Raw genomic sequence first — 18,088 nt, 5'->3', positions numbered from 1 at the left:
GGATTGAGTGCATGCGACTCTCCCAATGGGTGGCACGCGAAGCTGCACGACTTCCTGGCGGGAGAGTACAGAGATCGAAGCGGCAATTTGCTGAGTCATTTGAGGTGAAGTGACTGTATAGCGCAACTTCAAAACGCGTGCGCGAGGGATTTAGGGTGTCAACGGGATCCCTCGCTGACGCTTCGGGTTACCAAAAACCATCGCCTCACGCAAAAACGCTGGCTTCAAACCACTGTCGCTGGGCTCTGCGTGCCCGGTTGCCGGATCAACCGGCTCCGAGAACAACCACTCACTGCAAAGTCACGATCGCGTGATTGGCCAGCAGCGTTCCGGCGGATGCTTCCGTGGGCTCACGTGAATCGAGCAACACCGTGCCCTGCGTTTCATACTCGATTGCCTCTGCCGGCTCGGTGGCTGCGGACAAACGTACCGCGACAGTCAATCTTTGCCCGTCGTTGCTGTACCGCAGGATGTACAGCCCGCTTGATAGATCCGTTTCCGTACGCAGCTTGCTGCCATCCAGCAGGCCGCTGCCGCGATAGGTCTTGCGCAGTGCAATCAACGCTCGGTACCACTGCCAGGTCTGCAGGTTCCCAGCTTCGATCGGACCAATCTTGGCGGAGGTAAACGCTTTGGGATCAGTTGGCAATACACCGCTATCCCAGTCGTGCTGGGGATACTCGCGACGCCGTCCCTGGACCACCGCTTCGCGCAAGTTCGGGTCGGCAAAGTCGACGAAGAATCGGAACGGCTTTTCACACGCAAATTCTTCTCCCATGAACAACATCGGTATCGCCGGCGACAACATCAACAGCGCCGCGGCAGCGCGATGGGCGTCGTGCGACGTCAATTGGTGCAGCCGGACTCCCAGTGGATGATTGCCGATGAAGTCATGGTTTTGGATCGAATAGACCAATCCGTTTGTGTCGACCGGTGACTTGGGAGTCGTCCGATTGCGATCCTGTCGCAACGTGCCTTCATAGACATACCCGTGACGCAGTGTGTGCGCCAGGTCTGTCTTTGGTTGATAGGAACGGTGACAAAGTTGTTCGCCGGGGCGGAACACCGAAAACGTGCTGTGCAGGAAATCATCACACCACATCGCATCAAATCCGATGCCACCCTGATCAAGCGGAACATTCATTTCGGGATCGTAGACGTTGGATTCGGCGATCAACATCACGTTTCGTGAAACACTTTCCGACCACTGCTGGACCGCCGCGCTGATTTCTGCGGCCACATGCGGTTCGCGATCGTCGGCCATGCAGTGAATCGCATCCACCCGCAACCCATCCAAATGAAATTCGTCCAACCAATAGACCGCATTGGCAATGAAGAATCGGCGGACCGCATCACCGTGTTCTGGATCGTCGAAATTTGGGGCGTCGCCCCACACCGTGTTGTGTTTGTCCGACAGGTAGGGACCAAAGTCGTGCAGGTAGTTGCCTTCGGGCCCCAGGTGGTTGTAGACCACGTCTAAGAAAACAGCCAAACCGGCAGCATGCGCCGCATCGACAAAGCGTCGAAAGTCAGCGGGTGTGCCATAGGCATCCAGCGGTGCGAACATGGCGACCCCGTCGTACCCCCAGTTCCAGCGACCGGCTGCTGCGGCAACCGGCATCAATTCGATTGCCGTGACGCCCAACTCCACCAGTTCACTCAGCCGCTCGATTGCAGCGGCATAGGTACCGGCCTGGGTGAACGTGCCCAGGTGCAATTCATAGACGATCAATTGCTTGGCATCCGGCCCCGGCCATTGCTGGTCGGTCCAGTCAAATTCTGAATCGATCACTTGGCTGGGGCCGTGCACACCCTGCGGCTGAAATCGTGACGCGGGGTCCGGACGTTGTGGTCCTCCATCGACACAATAAAAATAGCACGCCCCGGCAGCGACACCGTCGATCACCGCCCGGTGATAGCCGCCGGCCTGTGGTTTCATCGGTACGCCGGTCGGGCCATCGACGATGTCCACCGTCACTTGTTTCGCCAGCGGTGCCCAAACCACAAACGTTGTCTGGTTGCTGCCGCTGCAGTGGGCACCGACGAAATGATGCCACTGGCGGGCCGGTGTCTCGGCCAAGTTTGACAGGTTGTTTGGTTCAGTCCGGTTCGGTTCCGATGCCATGACGTGATACGATGCCGTAAGTTTGTGGTCGAATTGTCGATCCTTTCGCAGGACGAACACGCAATGTATGAAAGAATCTGGATCATCGGAATCGTGCTGATGATGTCGATCGGCCCAATGTCGACCGACCCAGTGTTGAACGATCTAGCGTTCGGTGATGAAACCACCCTCGGTGAGAAAAACAGTTTGAAATCGTTTCGTGTCGCCACACTGAACGCGTCGCTGTATGGCAAAGCGGCCGGACAAATCCGCCAGCGGCTGTCCGATCCGCAGGACAGGCAAGCCCAACGGATCGCCAGCATCGTGCAAACGATTCGCCCCGATGTGCTGCTGATCAACGAATTGGACTACGAACCGGATTCCGCACCGGCACGCTTGCTGGCGGAAAACTACTTTGCCGTGTCACAGTCCGCGCCACAGTCCGCCACTGACCCGGCCTCCGTCGTCGATTTGCCACCGATCGAGTACCCCTATTGGTTTAGCGCCCCCAGCAACACCGGCATCGATTCCAAATTCGACTTGAATCATGACGGCCAGACCGGCTCGGCCAGCGACACTTGGGGATACGGCGTCTATCCAGGCCAATATGCGATGACGGTATTCAGCCGATTCCCGATCCAAACCGATCAGATTCGCACCTTTCAGCAATTGCGATGGAGCAAGATGCCTGGCGCCCTGCGGCCGACCCATCCCACCACGTCGGTGCCTTATTACGACGATGCGACCTGGTCGGTGCTACGGCTGAGTAGCAAAAACCACGTCGACGTTCCGATTCAAATCGGTGCCCGGACGTTGCATTTACTAGCCAGCCATCCGACACCGCCGGTCTTCGATGGCCCCGAAGACCGCAACGGGGCGCGGAACCATGACGAAGTCGAATTTTGGAACCACTACCTTGACGGCGACGCCGCCGAACAGGATTGGTTGGTCGATGACGATGGCACACCAGGCGGCTTGAACTTGGATGCCGATTTTGTCATCGCTGGCGATTTGAATGCCGATCCGATCGATGGGAGCGGACTGCAGCAAGCCATCCGCAAACTGCTCGTCCACCACCGCGTCCGCGATGTGCAACCGATGTGCCCCGCCGCTGCCGCACTCGGCCGCACCCTGCGGCACCACGGCCGTGGCGAGCTGCGCAGCAAGACCGCCGACTTTGGACGCAACGGATTGATGCGGGTGGATTTTGTGATCCCCAGCCGCGGAATCAACGTGGTTGACAGCGGTGTGTTCTGGCCCGCCGAGCAGGATCCCACCAGCGATTGGATCAAAGCGACCGATCACCGCATAGTTTGGATCGAGGTCCAGTAGCGTGATGCCCGCACAATCATCGCCTCGACGCGTGTTATTGATGGTCAGCTCGATGCGTGGCGGCGGCAGCGAACGCCAGGTATTGCTGCTGGCGCGCCATCTCGACCGCAATCGTTTCCAACCGCATCTGTATCTGACCGAAGCGGCAGGCGATTTCCTAGACCAAGTCCCCGCCGACGTGCCGATCCATAGCTTCGACAGTTGTGCTGACCCGGGCGGCATCTACCTGCCCGGCCGACAATTGCGTCGACAAACCGAATTTCTGCGGCAGGTGATCCAACAACAGCGAATCGACGTGATCTACGACCGCACCTTTCACATGACGATGATCGCCGGCAAAGCCGCTGGTGGTGTTCGCCGCGTTGCAACCATCGTCAGTCCTCCGCACTTGGCTGTGCCGTTGGTGGAATCACGCTTCGTGGCCCTGAAGCGGCGGCGTCTGGCTGCGGCCTATCGCTCGGCCGACGTGGTGATCGCAGTCAGCCGGCAAGCGGCGCGCTCGGCTGAATCCTATTATCGATTGCCGCCCCAGAGCATCGTGGTGATTCACAACCCCGTCGACTTCGATGGCTTGTCCGGCCACCACGCCACACGGCGCACGGATCACGCCGATCACGCCGATCATCGGTCGCAACTGGTCTGTGTCGGCCGCATGACACCCGAGAAAGGGCAAGCGGATTTAATCGATGCGCTGGCGATCGCCGTAAACGACTGGCCGGCGTCGGTCGGACAAGTCCGTTTGCGGTTGATCGGTGACGGCCCACTGCGTGGTGACTTGGCATCCCAAGTGAGCGCGCTCGGGTTGAGCGATCGAGTCACGTTCTTAGGTGCGCAAAAAGATGCTGCGGCAGAGATCGCAGCGGCCGGCGCGCTGGTGTTGCCGTCGCGTTTCGAAGGCCTGCCCAATGTGATGCTAGAAGCCATGGCATTGGGAACGCCAGTCATCGCCACCCGCGCCGGCGGTGCGGTGGAACTGCAGCGTGATCAGCCGACCGCCTTTTGGGCCGACGTCGCCAGCCCCCCCTCGTTGGCCGCCGCAATACTAGAGTTCGCCAACCATCCCGACCGATCCATCGCCCACACCGAAGCAGCCCAACGGCTCATCCAATCCGAACACAACGTGCCCCACGTGGTGCAACAGATCGAAGACCTACTGGACCCCAAAAAGGGGAAAGGGGTTTTAAATGCGTGATGGTGAGCGAGATCAGGATCCTCTCCACCGTGAGTCGCTCTGCATTAAAGCTAGTCGCCTGGCCAAAGACAGGGAAACCCGTCGGATGCTGGGTTACATGCCTGCGGCAAGGGCTTGCAGGTGGCGGCTGAAGTGGTCCGCTAGAACTTCGGTGTAAGTGTCTGGGTGGGATTCCAGGACATCGCGAACGGCTGGTCCGAGTTCGGGATCGGTCAGCGTCGACCCGAAGGTGCAGTGCAGGATCTGGCGTCCGGGTTCGGTGAATCCGGCACCTTGCGGCACGTCGGCCCAACATTCCAGATAAATCTTTTCCAGTTGGCCGGCATCCATACCCTCATCCGATGGCACGGCAGCGTTGGTGGCTGAGACGTGATAGGTCGCCTTGTCGACGTCATAACGCTCGCGGCCGAACTGTACGATGCGGCGAAACAACGCTTCATCATGCCGCGCTACGACTCGCAGCGCTTCCAAATAACTGGTGCCGGCGGTTTTGACATGGAAACGCCCTTTGGTGGCCCGAGCCAGTGCGGCATACATTGACAATTTGTCCGATCCACTATGCAGACTCAACTTGTACGGCCCCAACAGTTCTGAAATCGCCGCGTGATCGTTCAGCGAAGCTTCCAGTGCGTCGACGTCGCCTTTGTAATCGACACCTTTTTCCAATTCGCCGATGAAGCGAGGTGCCAAGCTGACCAGTTTCATGCCGCCTTTTAAGCACTGATCGGCGATGATGTAGTGCTCGGCCAGCGTGGTCGGCTGATCGGTTTCGTCGACCGAAAGCTCGATTTCATAATCCAGGCCTTTGGATTCGTGCACGCTGCGAATGTAGTCACCCAGTTTCAGCGCGCGGCTGATGGCTGGACCGTATTTGACCGCAGCCCGCATGCATGCTTCTTCGCTGAGATCAATTTTGGATCCGCTGGGCAGGTCAATCGATTTCCCCAGATAGCTGTCGTACCAAGGTGCTGCCTGTTTCGCTCCCGAAAACTTGTCGCGAAGTGTGGCTTCGTCATAGTCATCCGCTTTTTGATCGACATCATCGGACGGATCGATCGTAAAGAAAGTGAATCCGACGGCAGCGGTGACATCGACGTCTTGAGGTGTTTTCAGGTGGTCGGCGTCGGCACCGATCAAGCCGTCCCAACCGGCGTCACGGGCACCGTTGTAGGCATCGTCAATGACTTGCTGCGGAGTCCGCTGCGTCCGCGTCATCTCGCGAATGGATTGTTGGGGAAAGATCGGCTGGATGCCGTTACCGGATCGCTTCATCGCTTCGACGTGGCCAGGGGTTGCCAGTCCGATTCGGTCGCCGAATCCAAAACTAGGGGCCAGTCCCAGGGTCACACACTTTGATGGTTTGTTCATCGCAAAAGGTTCTTGTTTCAATGGAGAGAATTGGGAGGGAAGAAATGTTCTGGAAACTAGCTCAGGTCAACGATCGGCTGATCGTTATTTTCCGGACGACCTTCGATGTGGAACCAGTTGTGAACGGGTTTCAAGATCTGTTGCACGTCGGCCAGCAATTGCTGGTCGATCGGTTGTTCTGACCACTGAACCCACTGGGCGACGCGACTGGGATTAGCCGAACCGGTCACACAGGTCGCAAAGTCCGTGTTGGCGATCGTGAATTGCAATGCCAGCTGAGCGATATCGACTCCGTTCTGCTGACAATGCTCGGCGGCTTTGCGAGCGGCTTCGCGGACCGGCGGAATCGATTTGTGCCATTCCGGAAGCTCGGCGTTGGTTAGAAGTCGAGCGGCAAACGGAGCCCCATTCATCAACCCGACGCCTTTCTCTTTGCAAATCGGAACCAGTTGTGTCGCCATGTCGTTTTGCAACGTGTAATGGTTGTAGGTCAGCAACACGTCGATCTCAGATTTCTCCATCACCTCTTTAAAGATTTTCATCGGGTACCCACTGACACCGATGAATCGCACCTTGCCTTTGTCCACCTCCTTTCGCAGCGCCGGGATCGTTTCCTCGATCACCTTGTCGACGTCGACAAATTCGATGTCATGCAACAGCGCGATATCAAGGTAATCCAGCTTCATCCGTTCCAGCGAAATATCGATGCTCTCGGAGACTCGGCGGGGGCTGAAATCAAAGTGCTGAGGCGCAAATCGTCCTAACTTGGTCCCGATGTAGTAGCTGTCGCGGGCGATTCCGGGCAACACTTTGCCCAACAGCATTTCGCTCATCCCACGACCGTAGTAGGCGGCGGTGTCGATGAAGTTCATGCCGCTGTCGAGTGCCACTCGGACGCTTTGCAACGCTTCGTTCAAATCCACGTTGCGAAATTCTTGTCCCAGCGAGGAAGCTCCGAAGGAGAGCTTCGTCAATTCCATTCCGGTTCTTCCTAGCGGTCGTTTTTCCACGGTCGGGGCTCGTTGGGTTGTTGGGCAGGAGCAATGTCAGCGGAGGCCATTGTGCCCCAGACCGGTGGGCAAACCAATAGCCGGAGTTGACTTTTGCATGTCTAAAATTAACCTATTCAAATGAGCGATTCCAAACCTTCCACCCCGCTTCCCGCATTCGTTTCCCATCAGGTTAGCGAAGCACAGCGGTTCTTTTTGAACCTGAATCCGGATTCAAACTCGCGACTGGAGGTGGTTTGTGGGGGTGTCGAACGGATGCGTCCGGATTATGTGGTCGAGCGCGAGGACTTTCCTTTTTTTGCGCTCGAGTTGGTGGCTGAGGGCCGGGGCACGTTGATCATCCACGGCCAGCAACACGCCTTGTCGGCCGGTTCGGTGTTCGCCTACGGGCCCGGCACGGTCCACCTGATTCGCAACAACGCCGACGATCCGATGCGCAAATACTACCTGGATTTCGTCGGCACATGCGGCTCCAAACTGCTGCGAGAATCCGGTCTGATCAACGCGGCGGGTGATTACCAACCGCTGTCCGTTGGCGCCCTGCATCAATTGACCGATCTGTTCGATATGATGATGCGAGAATCTGTCGAGGACGGTGCGGTGGTGCACTCGATTTGTGAAGCATTGGCCGAGGTCACACTGTTAAAAATCAAACAACTCGCTTTGCCACCACAAAGTGATCTTCCGCAGTCCTATGCGACCTACCAACGGATTCGGCGACACATCGAACAGCATTACCTGCAGTTGCACAGCATCGCTGAAGTTGCCGAGCAATGTGATGTGACCGCGGTGTATCTGTCACGGTTGTTCAATCGGTTTGGCGACTGCGGCGCCTACCAATTTTTGCTGCGGCGAAAAATGAACGACGCGGCAGGACTGCTGATGAACGAAGGCTTGCTGGTCAAAGACGTCGCCAAGCGATTGAAATTTGCCGATGCGTTTCAATTCTCCCGCGCCTTTAAACGGGTCTATGGCATTCCGCCAAAGCAATTGCGGTCGCACGGAAGCTGATTCGAAACGTTTGGAGTGGGGCTGTTGCGAGTCACTTGCGTGCCTCACGAGAGAGTGACGAGATCGAAGTGACCATTTGCCGATCCATTAATAAACAACGAAGAGTTGCGCAACCCGACGCGTCAGTTTTGAAGGGGCTCTTTTACGGTAACCCGACGCGTCAGCGAGGGATTTAGGGTGTTAACGGGATCCCTCGCTGACGCGTCGGGTTACCAAAAACAAATCCCTCACGCAAAAGCGCGGGCTTGAAACCGCGGGTGTGGGATGGGCCGGGAGAACGCTAACCGATCCAGCGATACAGACTGGTGCCGACCAATTTCAGTCCGGTCGCAATCATCACGACCACCAGAAAACCAAAGATCAATTTGTTGCCTTTTTTGATCGCCAGTTTTGCGCCGACGAATCCGCCCATCAAATTTCCGATCGCCATTGTTAATCCCGGCAGCCATTGGATCAGGTCATAGAAGGCAAAAAACAGGGCCGCAATCAGGGTCACCAAAAAGCCGATCCAATTTTTGATCGCGTTGGCGCCCAGCAAATCGCCGCCGCCTGTCAGACTCATCGCTATCAACAACAAAATCCCAAACCCGGCTTGGATAAAACCGACGTAAATTCCGATCGCGAAAAAAACCGGGAACATCGATCGCTGTGAATCACTGTCAGAGCGTTTCGATTCGGTGATGCGTTTGGGGTTCATCATCAACACGACTGCCATGGCGATGAAGATCGCACCAAACACGGGCTCGAAAGCACCCGATGGCAGGTAGACGGCCAATAGCACTCCGACCGGCACGCCTAATAACGTGGGCACGGTCAAACGATTGGCCCGACTGCGATCCAGGTGCCCGGCGTTGTTGAACGTTGCCACTGCCGCGCCGCTTGAACACAGCACCGCGATACGGTTGGTGCCATTTGCGACTTTTGGATCCAATCCGAACATCATCAGTGCCGGCAGAGTCAGAAAAGACCCCCCGCCGGCGATCGTGTTGACGATACCGGCAATGAACCCGGCGACAATCAACATCAAATAATAGAATCCGTCCCACATACGGCTGACACTTAACTAGATGGAAATGACGATACGAGTGACCGTAAGAATCGTTTGCTAAAGTACCCATAGTCCTGTCCATCGACGTCACCGTCGCCGATGAAATCGAGATCGGAATCGAATCCGGACGTGCCCGGGTCTTGCAAGAAACTTTGGCCGAACCGGGCATAGTCTTGCCCATCAACGTCTCGATCACCATCGGTGTCACCAAAGAATCGGAAGAATGCGTCGGCGGCAACGACCGCGGACCCGTCGCTGCCAAACCAATAATCGTCGGTCAACGCCGCGGCGCCGGGACCAAGCATCGTGACCGTGCCGGCAACCACTCGCAGTTCGTAATTGCCATCGGCCAACGAGTTGGCAGCCCCGCCGCTGCCGAGACGATCGATGACGGATCCACCACTGGCGAAACTCAACCAAACATCCGTCGGTTGATACGGATCCGCAACAGCAGCGATCACCGACGACAGCGACTGGCCGGTGGTCAGGTTGCGTATTTCGAAGGCGTCGGCAAGCGTGTCAGGATCGACCGCATGGTTGAAACGCACGGTCAGCGAAGTGACTTGGCTGCGCGAGGACTGGTCCCCGTTGACCACGACTTGCTGGACGACCAATTCTGGTTCATCAAAATCATCATTGACCAGGACGCCGGTCAATGTAGCGTTCATGATGGGGCCACCGCTATTGGCCGTGACCGTCAACAGGAACGTCTCGTCGGGCTCGATCGTGCTGTCAGCGAGGAGCGGCAATTCGACCGCCGCCATCGACTGGCCGGCTGGGATGACCAGCGATCCTGATGGCAACCCGCCGACAAAATCCATTTCATCGACTGTTTGTGATCCGGTCGGTGTGATCGTCCAGTCGACCGTGATTGATTTGTCGATGAACCCGACGCGGGGGATGGAGATCGTTTGGACGTTGCTGCCGCCGCCGTTGCCTTCGGGAAAGGCCGTGGGGGCAAACGTAGATTCCGCTGGCAGCTGGACCACGATGTCGGTCCAATCGACGTATTCTGATTCGTCGAATCGCTGGATTTCGGTCCACCGCTGGCCGTCAAAGGAGTATTCCAAGACGACGTCTTCGCCGGACTCCGTCGCGTTGAGATCGTCAGTGTCCTGGTCGGCGAATAGGATCGAGAATTCAGCGGTCGAACCCGGTGCGGGCGAAACGGGGATGGTTGTCACAGCCCGTGGCGTTGCGGGGCCGTTGAAAAACAGCGCCTTGCCGTCGGTTTGCGGAAACAGGCTGTTGGTTTCCGCGTTTTCCACGGCGGCCCAATTCGTGGGGTCCAAATCGGGATCAAAATCGTCGTCGATGACGGTGCCGCTGATGTGGAAATCGTCCACGGCCCAATGATCCAAGTCACCTTGATCGAAATCGACCTGTCGCAATCGAAACTGTGCCGATGAACCGAGCGTCACGATCGATTCGTCATTGAGAATCCGGCCCTCCGCCGCCCCACGTGCCGGATCGATCTGAAACGCCTGACCGGATGGAACTGACAATTCAATCCGATAGGTTTCATCGGGTTCGATTGCCAGATCGCCGGTAATGTCGATCGTCAGCGTCTGTGTGGTTTCACCGGCGGCAAACACGAGCGTCCCGCTGGCCGGCGAGACAAAATCGGTTTCATCGGCGGGTGAGTTTCCGGTCGCGATGCGCTGCCATTCGATTGTTTGAGCGATGTCAGCACGACCGCGTCGAGAGACGGTAAAGGTCTGTCGAGCGCCATCGGCCAGATCGCCCTCGGGCGTGCTGGCTGACGCGGCCACAATCAGATAGGCCGTTTCGGACTCGTCGATTTCCATGGCCGCGGTTCGGTTGGCGATCTGATGTCCACCAGCGTCAATGATCTCGACTTCAAAACGCTCACGATTTTCCACTCGGGAATCGACCACGGTTGGGATTGAAACGGTGGCGGTACCGCCGAGGATGGAGACGATTTGAGTCAGCGGTGCGGCAAAGTCGTCCGGTTCAGTGGAATCCGGCGCGGGGCTGCCGGGGGCGGGTTGGCGCGTCGGTCGAATCGCGACGGTGACATCCACGTCACCACCATCGCTGGAGGTCAGAGTGAACGATGCGTCGTCGCCTTCGATCACGGAATCGGAATCCGCGGTGATCCAGACCGTGGGTAGACCTTGATCAACCACTGTGCCATGGACCAGATACTGTCCCAAACTGCCATAGTCGCTGTAGCCTTGCGGGGACGCCAGGGAATAGGGTGTGGGGTCCGGTTCGACCACTGCATCGAGCGCCGAATCGTAGACAACGTCACGAGCCACGCCGTCGATCTTCAGAAAGTAGTCACCGGCGTCGAGTGTGATGTTGTCAAACGCCGCGCTGGGATCGTCCGCGGGGTTCGATTCTGCAACAAACGCACCGGTTGAATCGTACAGCCCCGCCCAAACGTCTAGATTGGGTTTGTAATCAAGGGCATCCACGTACAACGACACGCTGCCGGCGGCCGTCGAGAACCGAAACCAGTCGACGTCGTCATTGTTTTCAATGATGCCCAGCGCGCTGACATCGATGGTGTCAGATTCCTTCAGTGCCGTGGCTGACAATCGGTCATCGGCGTGATCGTCCGGCACGTAAGGAAAATTGACGCTGCGAGTGATGATCGCTAAATCATCGTCGTCGGAATTAGTGGCATTGAAATAGTCCCCGTTGTTCCATTGGGTGATCTGTTTGCTAAACGGGGATCCCATGATCGGTCCCCAGCCGGTGGCGCCGCTGCCGTGCCCGCTGTAATACGTTTTCGATCCGAAACCGTCATGATGGAGCCCCAGTTGGTGGCCGACTTCATGGCTGACCGTTTCGCTGCCTGCGCCCAGACCGCCGTTGTAGATCAATGCGGGCTCGTCTTGCGGATCATCAAAGGCGCCCAGATAGGCGTGACCACCACAACCACAATCGGCAAACGTATCCTTGGTCATCACCGCTCGCGTTCCCCAGCGTGTGTCTTGGCTGCCGCCGTATCGCAGGTCATCTAGATCGCGCGGTTCCGCGGTCGTGACGTTGACGTCAAAGGGCGCAAAGTCTTCGGCGACCACCTGCCAGATCTTTTGGATCAATTCCAATTGCGAGTTCGACGTGATCGGTCCGCTGCCGCCCCAGTAATTGGGATGCTCGATCTCGGCCATCCCGTAACCACTGTTCCACGACGTGCCGACGGTGGTGTGGCCGTCGAAGTCTAAATAGATCGTGAAGTTCGAATCGGGACGACTATTCAGTAAGAACGTTTGATCGAGTGAAAACGGAGACGTCTGCAGCGGTTGCTGATCGGAATTGTCATCATCGTCAGCGACCGGAAATTCATCGCCGACGTCGACGCCAGCGCCATCGAGCGCGGTGATCGCTTGAATGGGAGGAATCGGCCGACCGGGCATCAGGGGGCCGAGAAACATACCGATCAACCGCGGATCGGACTCGAAGTCCGCCGAGGGCAGATGTTCCGCCGAAGGCAGTGTTCCCGCCAAGGGCAGTGGCAGCGTCACTTGGGCGGCCAGTAAACGCCTTGATTCGAGCACTTGAAAGCTCCGCCGAATCAGCGAACGATTTCCAGCCCGATGTGTCAGTGCAGAGAGTCTCATGCCTTTCAGCCTACTGAGAAGTTTTCCAATGTGGCGGCTGGGTTGGCAAATTCCCGTAAAACCTAGATTAGCATCGCTGCTGGCTGCGATTGTCGTCTGCCGCTGTTGTCACCGTAGCGGATCGGCTACTTTTGGGTTGCCGATGCAGGACCATTGACTGCTCTCCCCCCCTGATCGTTTTTGTCACGATTCCATTTGATTTTGATATGACACTTTCTGTCGCGCTGATTGGTGCCACCGGGTACACCGGTTTGGAAGTCGCTCGTCTTTTGTCCACTCATCCCGAGGCTCAATTGCGGATTGCGACCGCGCGAGCGGACGTGGGAAAGCCCTTGAGCAGTGTGCATCCGTCACTCGCCGGGCGTGTGGACTTGGAATTGACGGAACTGGATCCAGCCGCCATCGCCAGTTGCTGTGACGTTGCGATGTGCTGTTTGCCGCACGGCGCATCAGCAGAGACCGTCAAGCAACTGTCGGCCGCCGGCGTTCGCGTGATTGACTTTAGCGCCGACTTTCGTCTGTCGTCGTTGGAGGTCTACGAACGGTGGTACCAGGTCAAACATCCCTGGCCGGAGCGCGTCGGCAGCACGGCCTATGGAATGCCAGAATTTTTTGCCGACGCAATCGCCAGCGCTGATGTGGTTGCCAACCCGGGGTGTTATCCGACCAGCGCCATTTTGCCGTTGGCACCGTTGATCCGTGACGGATTGATCCAGCCCGATGACATCATCGTGGATAGCAAGAGCGGCGTCAGCGGCGCTGGACGTAGCGCCAAAGTGGCTACGCTGTACTGCGAGACCAACGAATCAATCGCACCCTACGCAGTCGGCAGTCATCGCCATCAACCCGAGATCGAAGACCTGGTGGGTCGGATCGCCGGTCGGCCGACGCGGGTGCTGTTCACACCGCATTTGACACCGATGACACGCGGAATCCTGTCAACCATCTATGTTCGCCCGGCCGCCGGGATGGCGACCGACGCGGTGGACCAAGTGAGCCAGTGTTGGAATGACTGCTATGCCAACAAACCCTTTGTAACGCCCGTGGAACACTTACCCGCCACCGCACATGTTGCCGGCACTAACTATGTGCAACTGACCGTTCGCGCCGCGGGAGACCGTTTGGTTTTGATGTGCGTGATTGACAACTTGGCCAAGGGAGCCAGTGGTGCCGCGGTGCAAAACATGAACGTGATGTTTGGTTTGGACCAGACGGCCGGTTTGGTTTAGGTGCATTGTGCAAGATCCAAACAACCCAGATCCGATCGACGATACGATTTCGTTCGACACGACAGCGCCAAACCCGCAGCCCCGATGCGATCCGTCTGCTGCGGGAATGATACCGCCGGACGATTCCAGCGAGCCTGAAGTGACGGTTCCCGCGCGGCCACGGATTTGGACGGCATTGTTGCTGCCGTTGGTTTCGCTGGCATCGTTTTTGGCGACCAGTTTCGTGATGTCGTTTGTGGCCGTGTTTGTCGTTCACGGCAAGATCAACGGGCCGATGATGTTGGATCCGGAAACGATGCGCACCGTTTCGGCGTCGCGTCTGGGGCTGATTTTATTGGTGATCGTCCCTCAGTTTGCGTTGGTGTTTCCGGCGCTTTTGGCGGCGTTTCTGTCACCGGTTCCGACGCTGCAGCGATTGTCGTTGGTACGTGGTCATTGGCCGTTGTGGGCATGGTTAGCCGCGGCGGTGACGACGCCTCTGGTCGGCTGGGCTTCGTCGATCCTGATCGGTTCGTTGCTGGAGCAGAGCGAAAATCTAAAAATGATGACCAACGTCTTTCGCGGTCATGGCGAATCGGGTTTTTTGATTCCACTGGCACTGTTGATCGGAACCACGCCGGCGATCTGTGAGGAATTGCTGTTTCGCGGTTACGTTCAAACCCGGCTCACCCGGGCGCTCTCGCCGGCGTCTGGGATTTTGATTTCGTCGTTGCTATTCGCCCTGTTCCATCTGGATTGGATTCACATCATGGCGGTGTTCCCGCTGGGCGTTTACCTGGGGTTCATCACCTGGCGTAGCGGGTCGATTTTGCCGGCAATGCTGGGGCATTTTTTCAATAATGCCATCAGTGTGGTCGCCGTGGTGCTGGCACCAGAGGATCCGAATCAGCAAGTTTCCCCTGAAATGGCGATGTTCCTGTCGCTGGTTTTGTTGACGGGGCTGATCGGATCGGTGTGGACAGCCGTGGCGATTTGGCGGATTCCACGGGGGAATTCGGCGGCGAGTGTGATGGACGGATGAAGTCGGCTTGAATTGCGGTATCATGGGGTGTCTGTCCGGAGCGCGTATGGCGGCGCGACCGGCAACCTGAGAATCCGCTTATCGAGCACCGACCGCAAATGTTGCCTTATCGCCTTAGCTTTGAGCATCCGGCTTACCTCTGGTTGATGCTGTTGTTACCGGTATTGTGGTACATCGGTTTTCAATCACTGGGGGTGCTGGGCAAGACGCGTCGTGCATTGGCACTGCTGCTGCGCACATTGGTTTGGTCGGTGCTCGTGTTTGCCTTGGCTGGCGTGCAGTTGGTCCGTGTCAGCGACCGGATCACCGTGATGTACGTACTCGATCAATCCGAGAGCATTCCCAACGCCAAACGCCAAGTGATGTTGGACTACGTGGTCCGCAATGTCCGTCGGCATCGCGACGGCGTCCGTGGCGACCAAGCCGGCATCATCGTGTTCGGCCGCGACGCGTCGATCGAGATCCCACCGTTCGACGGCGACGTATTGATTCGTCGTCTGGAGAGTTTGCTCGAGCGGAGCGATGCGACCAATTTGGAATCCGCATTGAATTTGGCACAAGCGACGATGCCCGAGGACACGTCGCGGCGGATCGTGGTCGTGACCGATGGCAACGAAAATCTGGGTCAGGCGCGTAAACTGGTCGCCCGCGTTGCCGCCGCAGGAATTGGTATTGATGTGGTTCCGGTGATGTTGGATGCCAAAAGCGAAGTGCTCGTCGAAAAAATTGACCTGCCCAACGACATCCGCAAAGGCCAACCCTTTGAAGCCAGAATCGTGGTCAACAATTATGCCGACACCAGCAATGCCGATGCGACACCGACCGAGGGCAAGATTCGTGTGAAACAAAAAGTCGGCGAAAACGAATCCATCCTGTTGGAACAGGACATCACGTTGACGCCTGGTAAAAACGTTTTTCCGCTGCGACACACCATCGATCGTCCCGCTCCGTATATCTACGAAGCCGAATTCGTTCCGGCCAGCAAAGACGACGACGGGCTGCGTCAAAACAACAGCGCCACCGCATACACCCACGTGCGTGGCAAAGGCCGAGTGTTGTTGATCGAAGACGGTTCGCCGGAGCATGCCGGTGACTTTGATCTGTTAGTCGAACGACTGCGTGACAATAACATCGAAGTCGTCACCCAAACCAACCACAACCTGTTCGGATCGCTGGCCGAACTGCAAGCCTATGATGCGGTGATCTTGGCCGGCGTGCCGCGCGTCGGCGGGGCGGCCGATAGCGAAATCGTGTCGTTCACCGACACACAAATTGAAATGCTGGTCCGCAACACCCAGCAATTGGGTGCGGGGCTGTTGATGATCGGTGGGCCTGAATCGTTTGGGGCGGGCGGCTGGACGGGCACCGAGATTGAAAAAGCGATGCCCGTCGATTTCAAAATCAAGAACGCCAAGGTCCAGGCCGTCGGCGCGCTGGCGTTGATCATGCACGCCAGTGAAATGGCCGACGGCAACCACTGGCAAAAAGTGATTTGCAAATCCTCGGTCGAACAACTCGGGCCCTCGGATTTGGCGGGCGTCTTGCACTGGAATTTCAGCGGTGACGCTTGGCTGTGGGGCGGACAACAAGGTTTGCTAGAAGTCGGTCCCAACCGCCGCGCAATGTTGTCACGGATCAGCAAGATGACGCCCGGCGACATGCCGCAGTTTGATCCGGCAATGAAGATGGCTGCCAAATCGTTGACCGCTGCTCCGGCGTCAGTCAAACACTGCATCATTATCTCCGACGGTGATCCCAGTGACCCGATGCCGGGCACGATCAACGCGTTTAAGAACAACAGCATTTCGATCAGCACCGTCGCAGTCGCCTCGCACGGATTGGCCGGCAGCCAACGGTTACAGAAAATCGCCACCGCGACCGGCGGCAAGTATTACAGCGTCAAATCAGGTCGCGCGCTGCCGCGAATTTTCCAACGCGAGGCGCGGCGTGTTTCAAAACCGTTGGTCTATGAACCGCCCGGTGGCGCGGTACCCGAAGTCATTTTCCCACATGCCTTGCTGGACGGCATCGATCGTGTACTGCCGCCGATCACCGGGTTTGTGATGACCCAGACCAAAGACAGCCCGCTGGCACAGGTGTTGATTCAATCGCCTAAGCCAGACCAGCCGGAAAACGCGACCATCTTGGCGGCGTGGACCTATGGATTGGGGCGAACGGCGGTGTTGACCACCGATGCCGGCGCGCGATGGGCCAGTTCCTGGAACGACTGGGAGGACTATGACAAATTCCATAGCCAATTGGTCCGTTGGTTGATGCGGCCGACCGGCGACACAGGAAAATTTGCAATCGCAACCAGTGTCAAAGACGGCGAGGTGCAAGTGGTCGTCAACGCGCTGGCCAACGACGATTCGTTCCTCGACTTTCTAGAAATGAATGCGACCGCACTCGATGCGAACCTGAATCCGATTCCGTTGATCATGCGTCAATCCGCCCCCGGGCGTTACGTCGGTTCCTTTCCCGCAACGACCGCGGGCAGCTATTTTGTGAACGTTGTTCCCGGCGCCGGTGCGACACCGTTGACCACCGGCGTGACGGTTCCCTACAGCGATGAATACCGTGTTCGCGAAACCAACATGGCGTTGATCGAATCACTAGCTGCGACCCAGCCGCGGGGTGGGCAAGCGGGCGAAGTCACCGCGCCGTTGGAAGACCGTAGCAGCGAAGAATTGGTCGACGCCAACGCCTTTCGCGGTGGGTTGGCGCTAGCCCGCAGCATTCGCGACGCCTGGCCCTGGTTTGTCCTGGGCGGCTGCTGTCTGTTCCTGGGAGACGTGATGGTGCGACGGATCGCGTTTGATATGTCCTGGGTCGGTCGCACCATGAAACGGTTGCGCGGTGAAAAAACGTCGTCCGCGGAAGTGGTCACCCGGCTCGATGCGCTGCGGAAAAACAAGTCGCAGGTGGACGAGGATCTAGAAAAACGGCGTGCCAGCGTCCGCTTCGAACCGACCCACGTCGATGCGTCGGATGACGAATTCCAGCTGTCGGACATCGGCCGATCCAAACCGAAATCGTCGACAGCGGAGAAACCGGCCGAGACGCCGCCACAATCCAGCTACACCGAACGATTGCTGGAGGCCAAACGCCGTGCCCGCAAAGACAACCAAGACTGAGATCCCGTTGGTCGGCGTTTTCTGGATTTTCTGAAATCCGTTTCTC

General features: G+C 57.6%; 11 protein-coding genes. 6 read left to right on the top strand and 5 right to left on the bottom strand.

Going from position 1 to position 18,088, the window contains the following annotated elements:
• Positions 1–289 precede the first annotated feature (289 nt).
• Positions 290–2,125 carry a malto-oligosyltrehalose trehalohydrolase gene (treZ, locus tag NHH03_RS12000; RefSeq protein WP_253156336.1) on the bottom strand — a complete coding sequence of 612 codons (1,836 nt, stop codon included), beginning with the start codon at positions 2,123–2,125 and terminating at the stop codon, positions 290–292.
• Positions 2,126–2,188: 63 nt separating this feature from the next.
• Between treZ and NHH03_RS11995 the strand changes: the two genes are divergently transcribed.
• The gene (locus NHH03_RS11995) at positions 2,189–3,436 is read left to right on the top strand and encodes an endonuclease/exonuclease/phosphatase family protein (protein ID WP_253156334.1); all 1,248 of its coding nucleotides are present in this window, start codon (positions 2,189–2,191) and stop codon (positions 3,434–3,436) included.
• A gap of 4 nt (positions 3,437–3,440) precedes the next feature.
• Positions 3,441–4,628, top strand: a complete 1,188-nt coding sequence (locus NHH03_RS11990; protein WP_253156332.1) for a glycosyltransferase — start codon at positions 3,441–3,443, stop codon at positions 4,626–4,628.
• Between the two features lie 93 nt (positions 4,629–4,721).
• Here the strand turns inward: NHH03_RS11990 and NHH03_RS11985 are convergent, their stop codons facing one another.
• Entirely contained in the window at positions 4,722–5,996 is a 1,275-nt protein-coding gene (locus NHH03_RS11985; RefSeq protein ID WP_253156330.1) for a tagaturonate epimerase family protein, read from the bottom strand.
• A 56-nt stretch (positions 5,997–6,052) separates the two neighbouring features.
• Entirely contained in the window at positions 6,053–6,976 is a 924-nt protein-coding gene (locus NHH03_RS11980; RefSeq protein WP_253156328.1) for an aldo/keto reductase, read from the bottom strand.
• A gap of 150 nt (positions 6,977–7,126) precedes the next feature.
• Between NHH03_RS11980 and NHH03_RS11975 the strand changes: the two genes are divergently transcribed.
• Positions 7,127–8,017: a helix-turn-helix transcriptional regulator gene (locus tag NHH03_RS11975; RefSeq protein ID WP_253156326.1), complete on the top strand. Its 891-nt coding sequence runs from the start codon at positions 7,127–7,129 to the stop codon at positions 8,015–8,017.
• 280 nt (positions 8,018–8,297) lie between these two features.
• Here NHH03_RS11975 and NHH03_RS11970 read toward each other — a convergent pair whose 3' ends face one another.
• A complete protein-coding gene (locus tag NHH03_RS11970; protein WP_253156325.1) occupies positions 8,298–9,065 on the bottom strand; it encodes a sulfite exporter TauE/SafE family protein in 768 nt (255 codons plus the stop codon).
• A gap of 11 nt (positions 9,066–9,076) precedes the next feature.
• Positions 9,077–12,658, bottom strand: a complete 3,582-nt coding sequence (locus NHH03_RS11965; RefSeq protein ID WP_253156322.1) for a Calx-beta domain-containing protein — start codon at positions 12,656–12,658, stop codon at positions 9,077–9,079.
• 206 nt (positions 12,659–12,864) lie between these two features.
• On the opposite strand from NHH03_RS11965, the gene argC reads away from it, so the two are divergent.
• The 3 genes from argC (at position 12,865) to NHH03_RS11950 (ending at position 18,042) form a co-directional block, all read left to right on the top strand.
• Complete coding sequence (gene argC, locus NHH03_RS11960) at positions 12,865–13,887, top strand: N-acetyl-gamma-glutamyl-phosphate reductase (protein WP_253156320.1); 1,023 nt, start codon at positions 12,865–12,867, stop codon at positions 13,885–13,887.
• A gap of 139 nt (positions 13,888–14,026) precedes the next feature.
• Positions 14,027–14,908 (top strand): CPBP family glutamic-type intramembrane protease, encoded by an 882-nt coding sequence (locus tag NHH03_RS28165; RefSeq protein ID WP_253156318.1) that lies wholly within the window; start codon positions 14,027–14,029, stop codon positions 14,906–14,908.
• A 98-nt stretch (positions 14,909–15,006) separates the two neighbouring features.
• Positions 15,007–18,042, top strand: a complete 3,036-nt coding sequence (locus NHH03_RS11950) for a VWA domain-containing protein (protein WP_253156315.1) — start codon at positions 15,007–15,009, stop codon at positions 18,040–18,042.
• Positions 18,043–18,088: the final 46 nt, after the last annotated feature.

This window comes from Stieleria tagensis (assembly GCF_024129865.1).
GTDB lineage: Bacteria > Planctomycetota > Planctomycetia > Pirellulales > Pirellulaceae > Stieleria > Stieleria tagensis.
This window is presented reverse-complemented; position numbering and strand designations above follow the sequence as displayed.

Bases quoted from the DNA above. Each gene is read 5' to 3' on its own strand.
- treZ (WP_253156336.1), bottom strand. From the start codon at position 2,125: ATGGCATCGGAACCGAACCGGACTGAACCAAACAACCTGTCAAACTTG.
- NHH03_RS11985 (WP_253156330.1), bottom strand. From the start codon at position 5,996: ATGAACAAACCATCAAAGTGTGTGACCCTGGGACTGGCCCCTAGTTTT.
- NHH03_RS11990 (WP_253156332.1), top strand. From the start codon at position 3,441: ATGCCCGCACAATCATCGCCTCGACGCGTGTTATTGATGGTCAGCTCG.
- NHH03_RS11965 (WP_253156322.1), bottom strand. From the start codon at position 12,658: ATGAGACTCTCTGCACTGACACATCGGGCTGGAAATCGTTCGCTGATT.
- NHH03_RS11975 (WP_253156326.1), top strand. From the start codon at position 7,127: ATGAGCGATTCCAAACCTTCCACCCCGCTTCCCGCATTCGTTTCCCAT.
- argC (WP_253156320.1), top strand. From the start codon at position 12,865: ATGACACTTTCTGTCGCGCTGATTGGTGCCACCGGGTACACCGGTTTG.
- NHH03_RS11970 (WP_253156325.1), bottom strand. From the start codon at position 9,065: ATGTGGGACGGATTCTATTATTTGATGTTGATTGTCGCCGGGTTCATT.
- NHH03_RS11950 (WP_253156315.1), top strand. From the start codon at position 15,007: ATGTTGCCTTATCGCCTTAGCTTTGAGCATCCGGCTTACCTCTGGTTG.
- NHH03_RS11980 (WP_253156328.1), bottom strand. From the start codon at position 6,976: ATGGAATTGACGAAGCTCTCCTTCGGAGCTTCCTCGCTGGGACAAGAA.
- NHH03_RS11995 (WP_253156334.1), top strand. From the start codon at position 2,189: ATGTATGAAAGAATCTGGATCATCGGAATCGTGCTGATGATGTCGATC.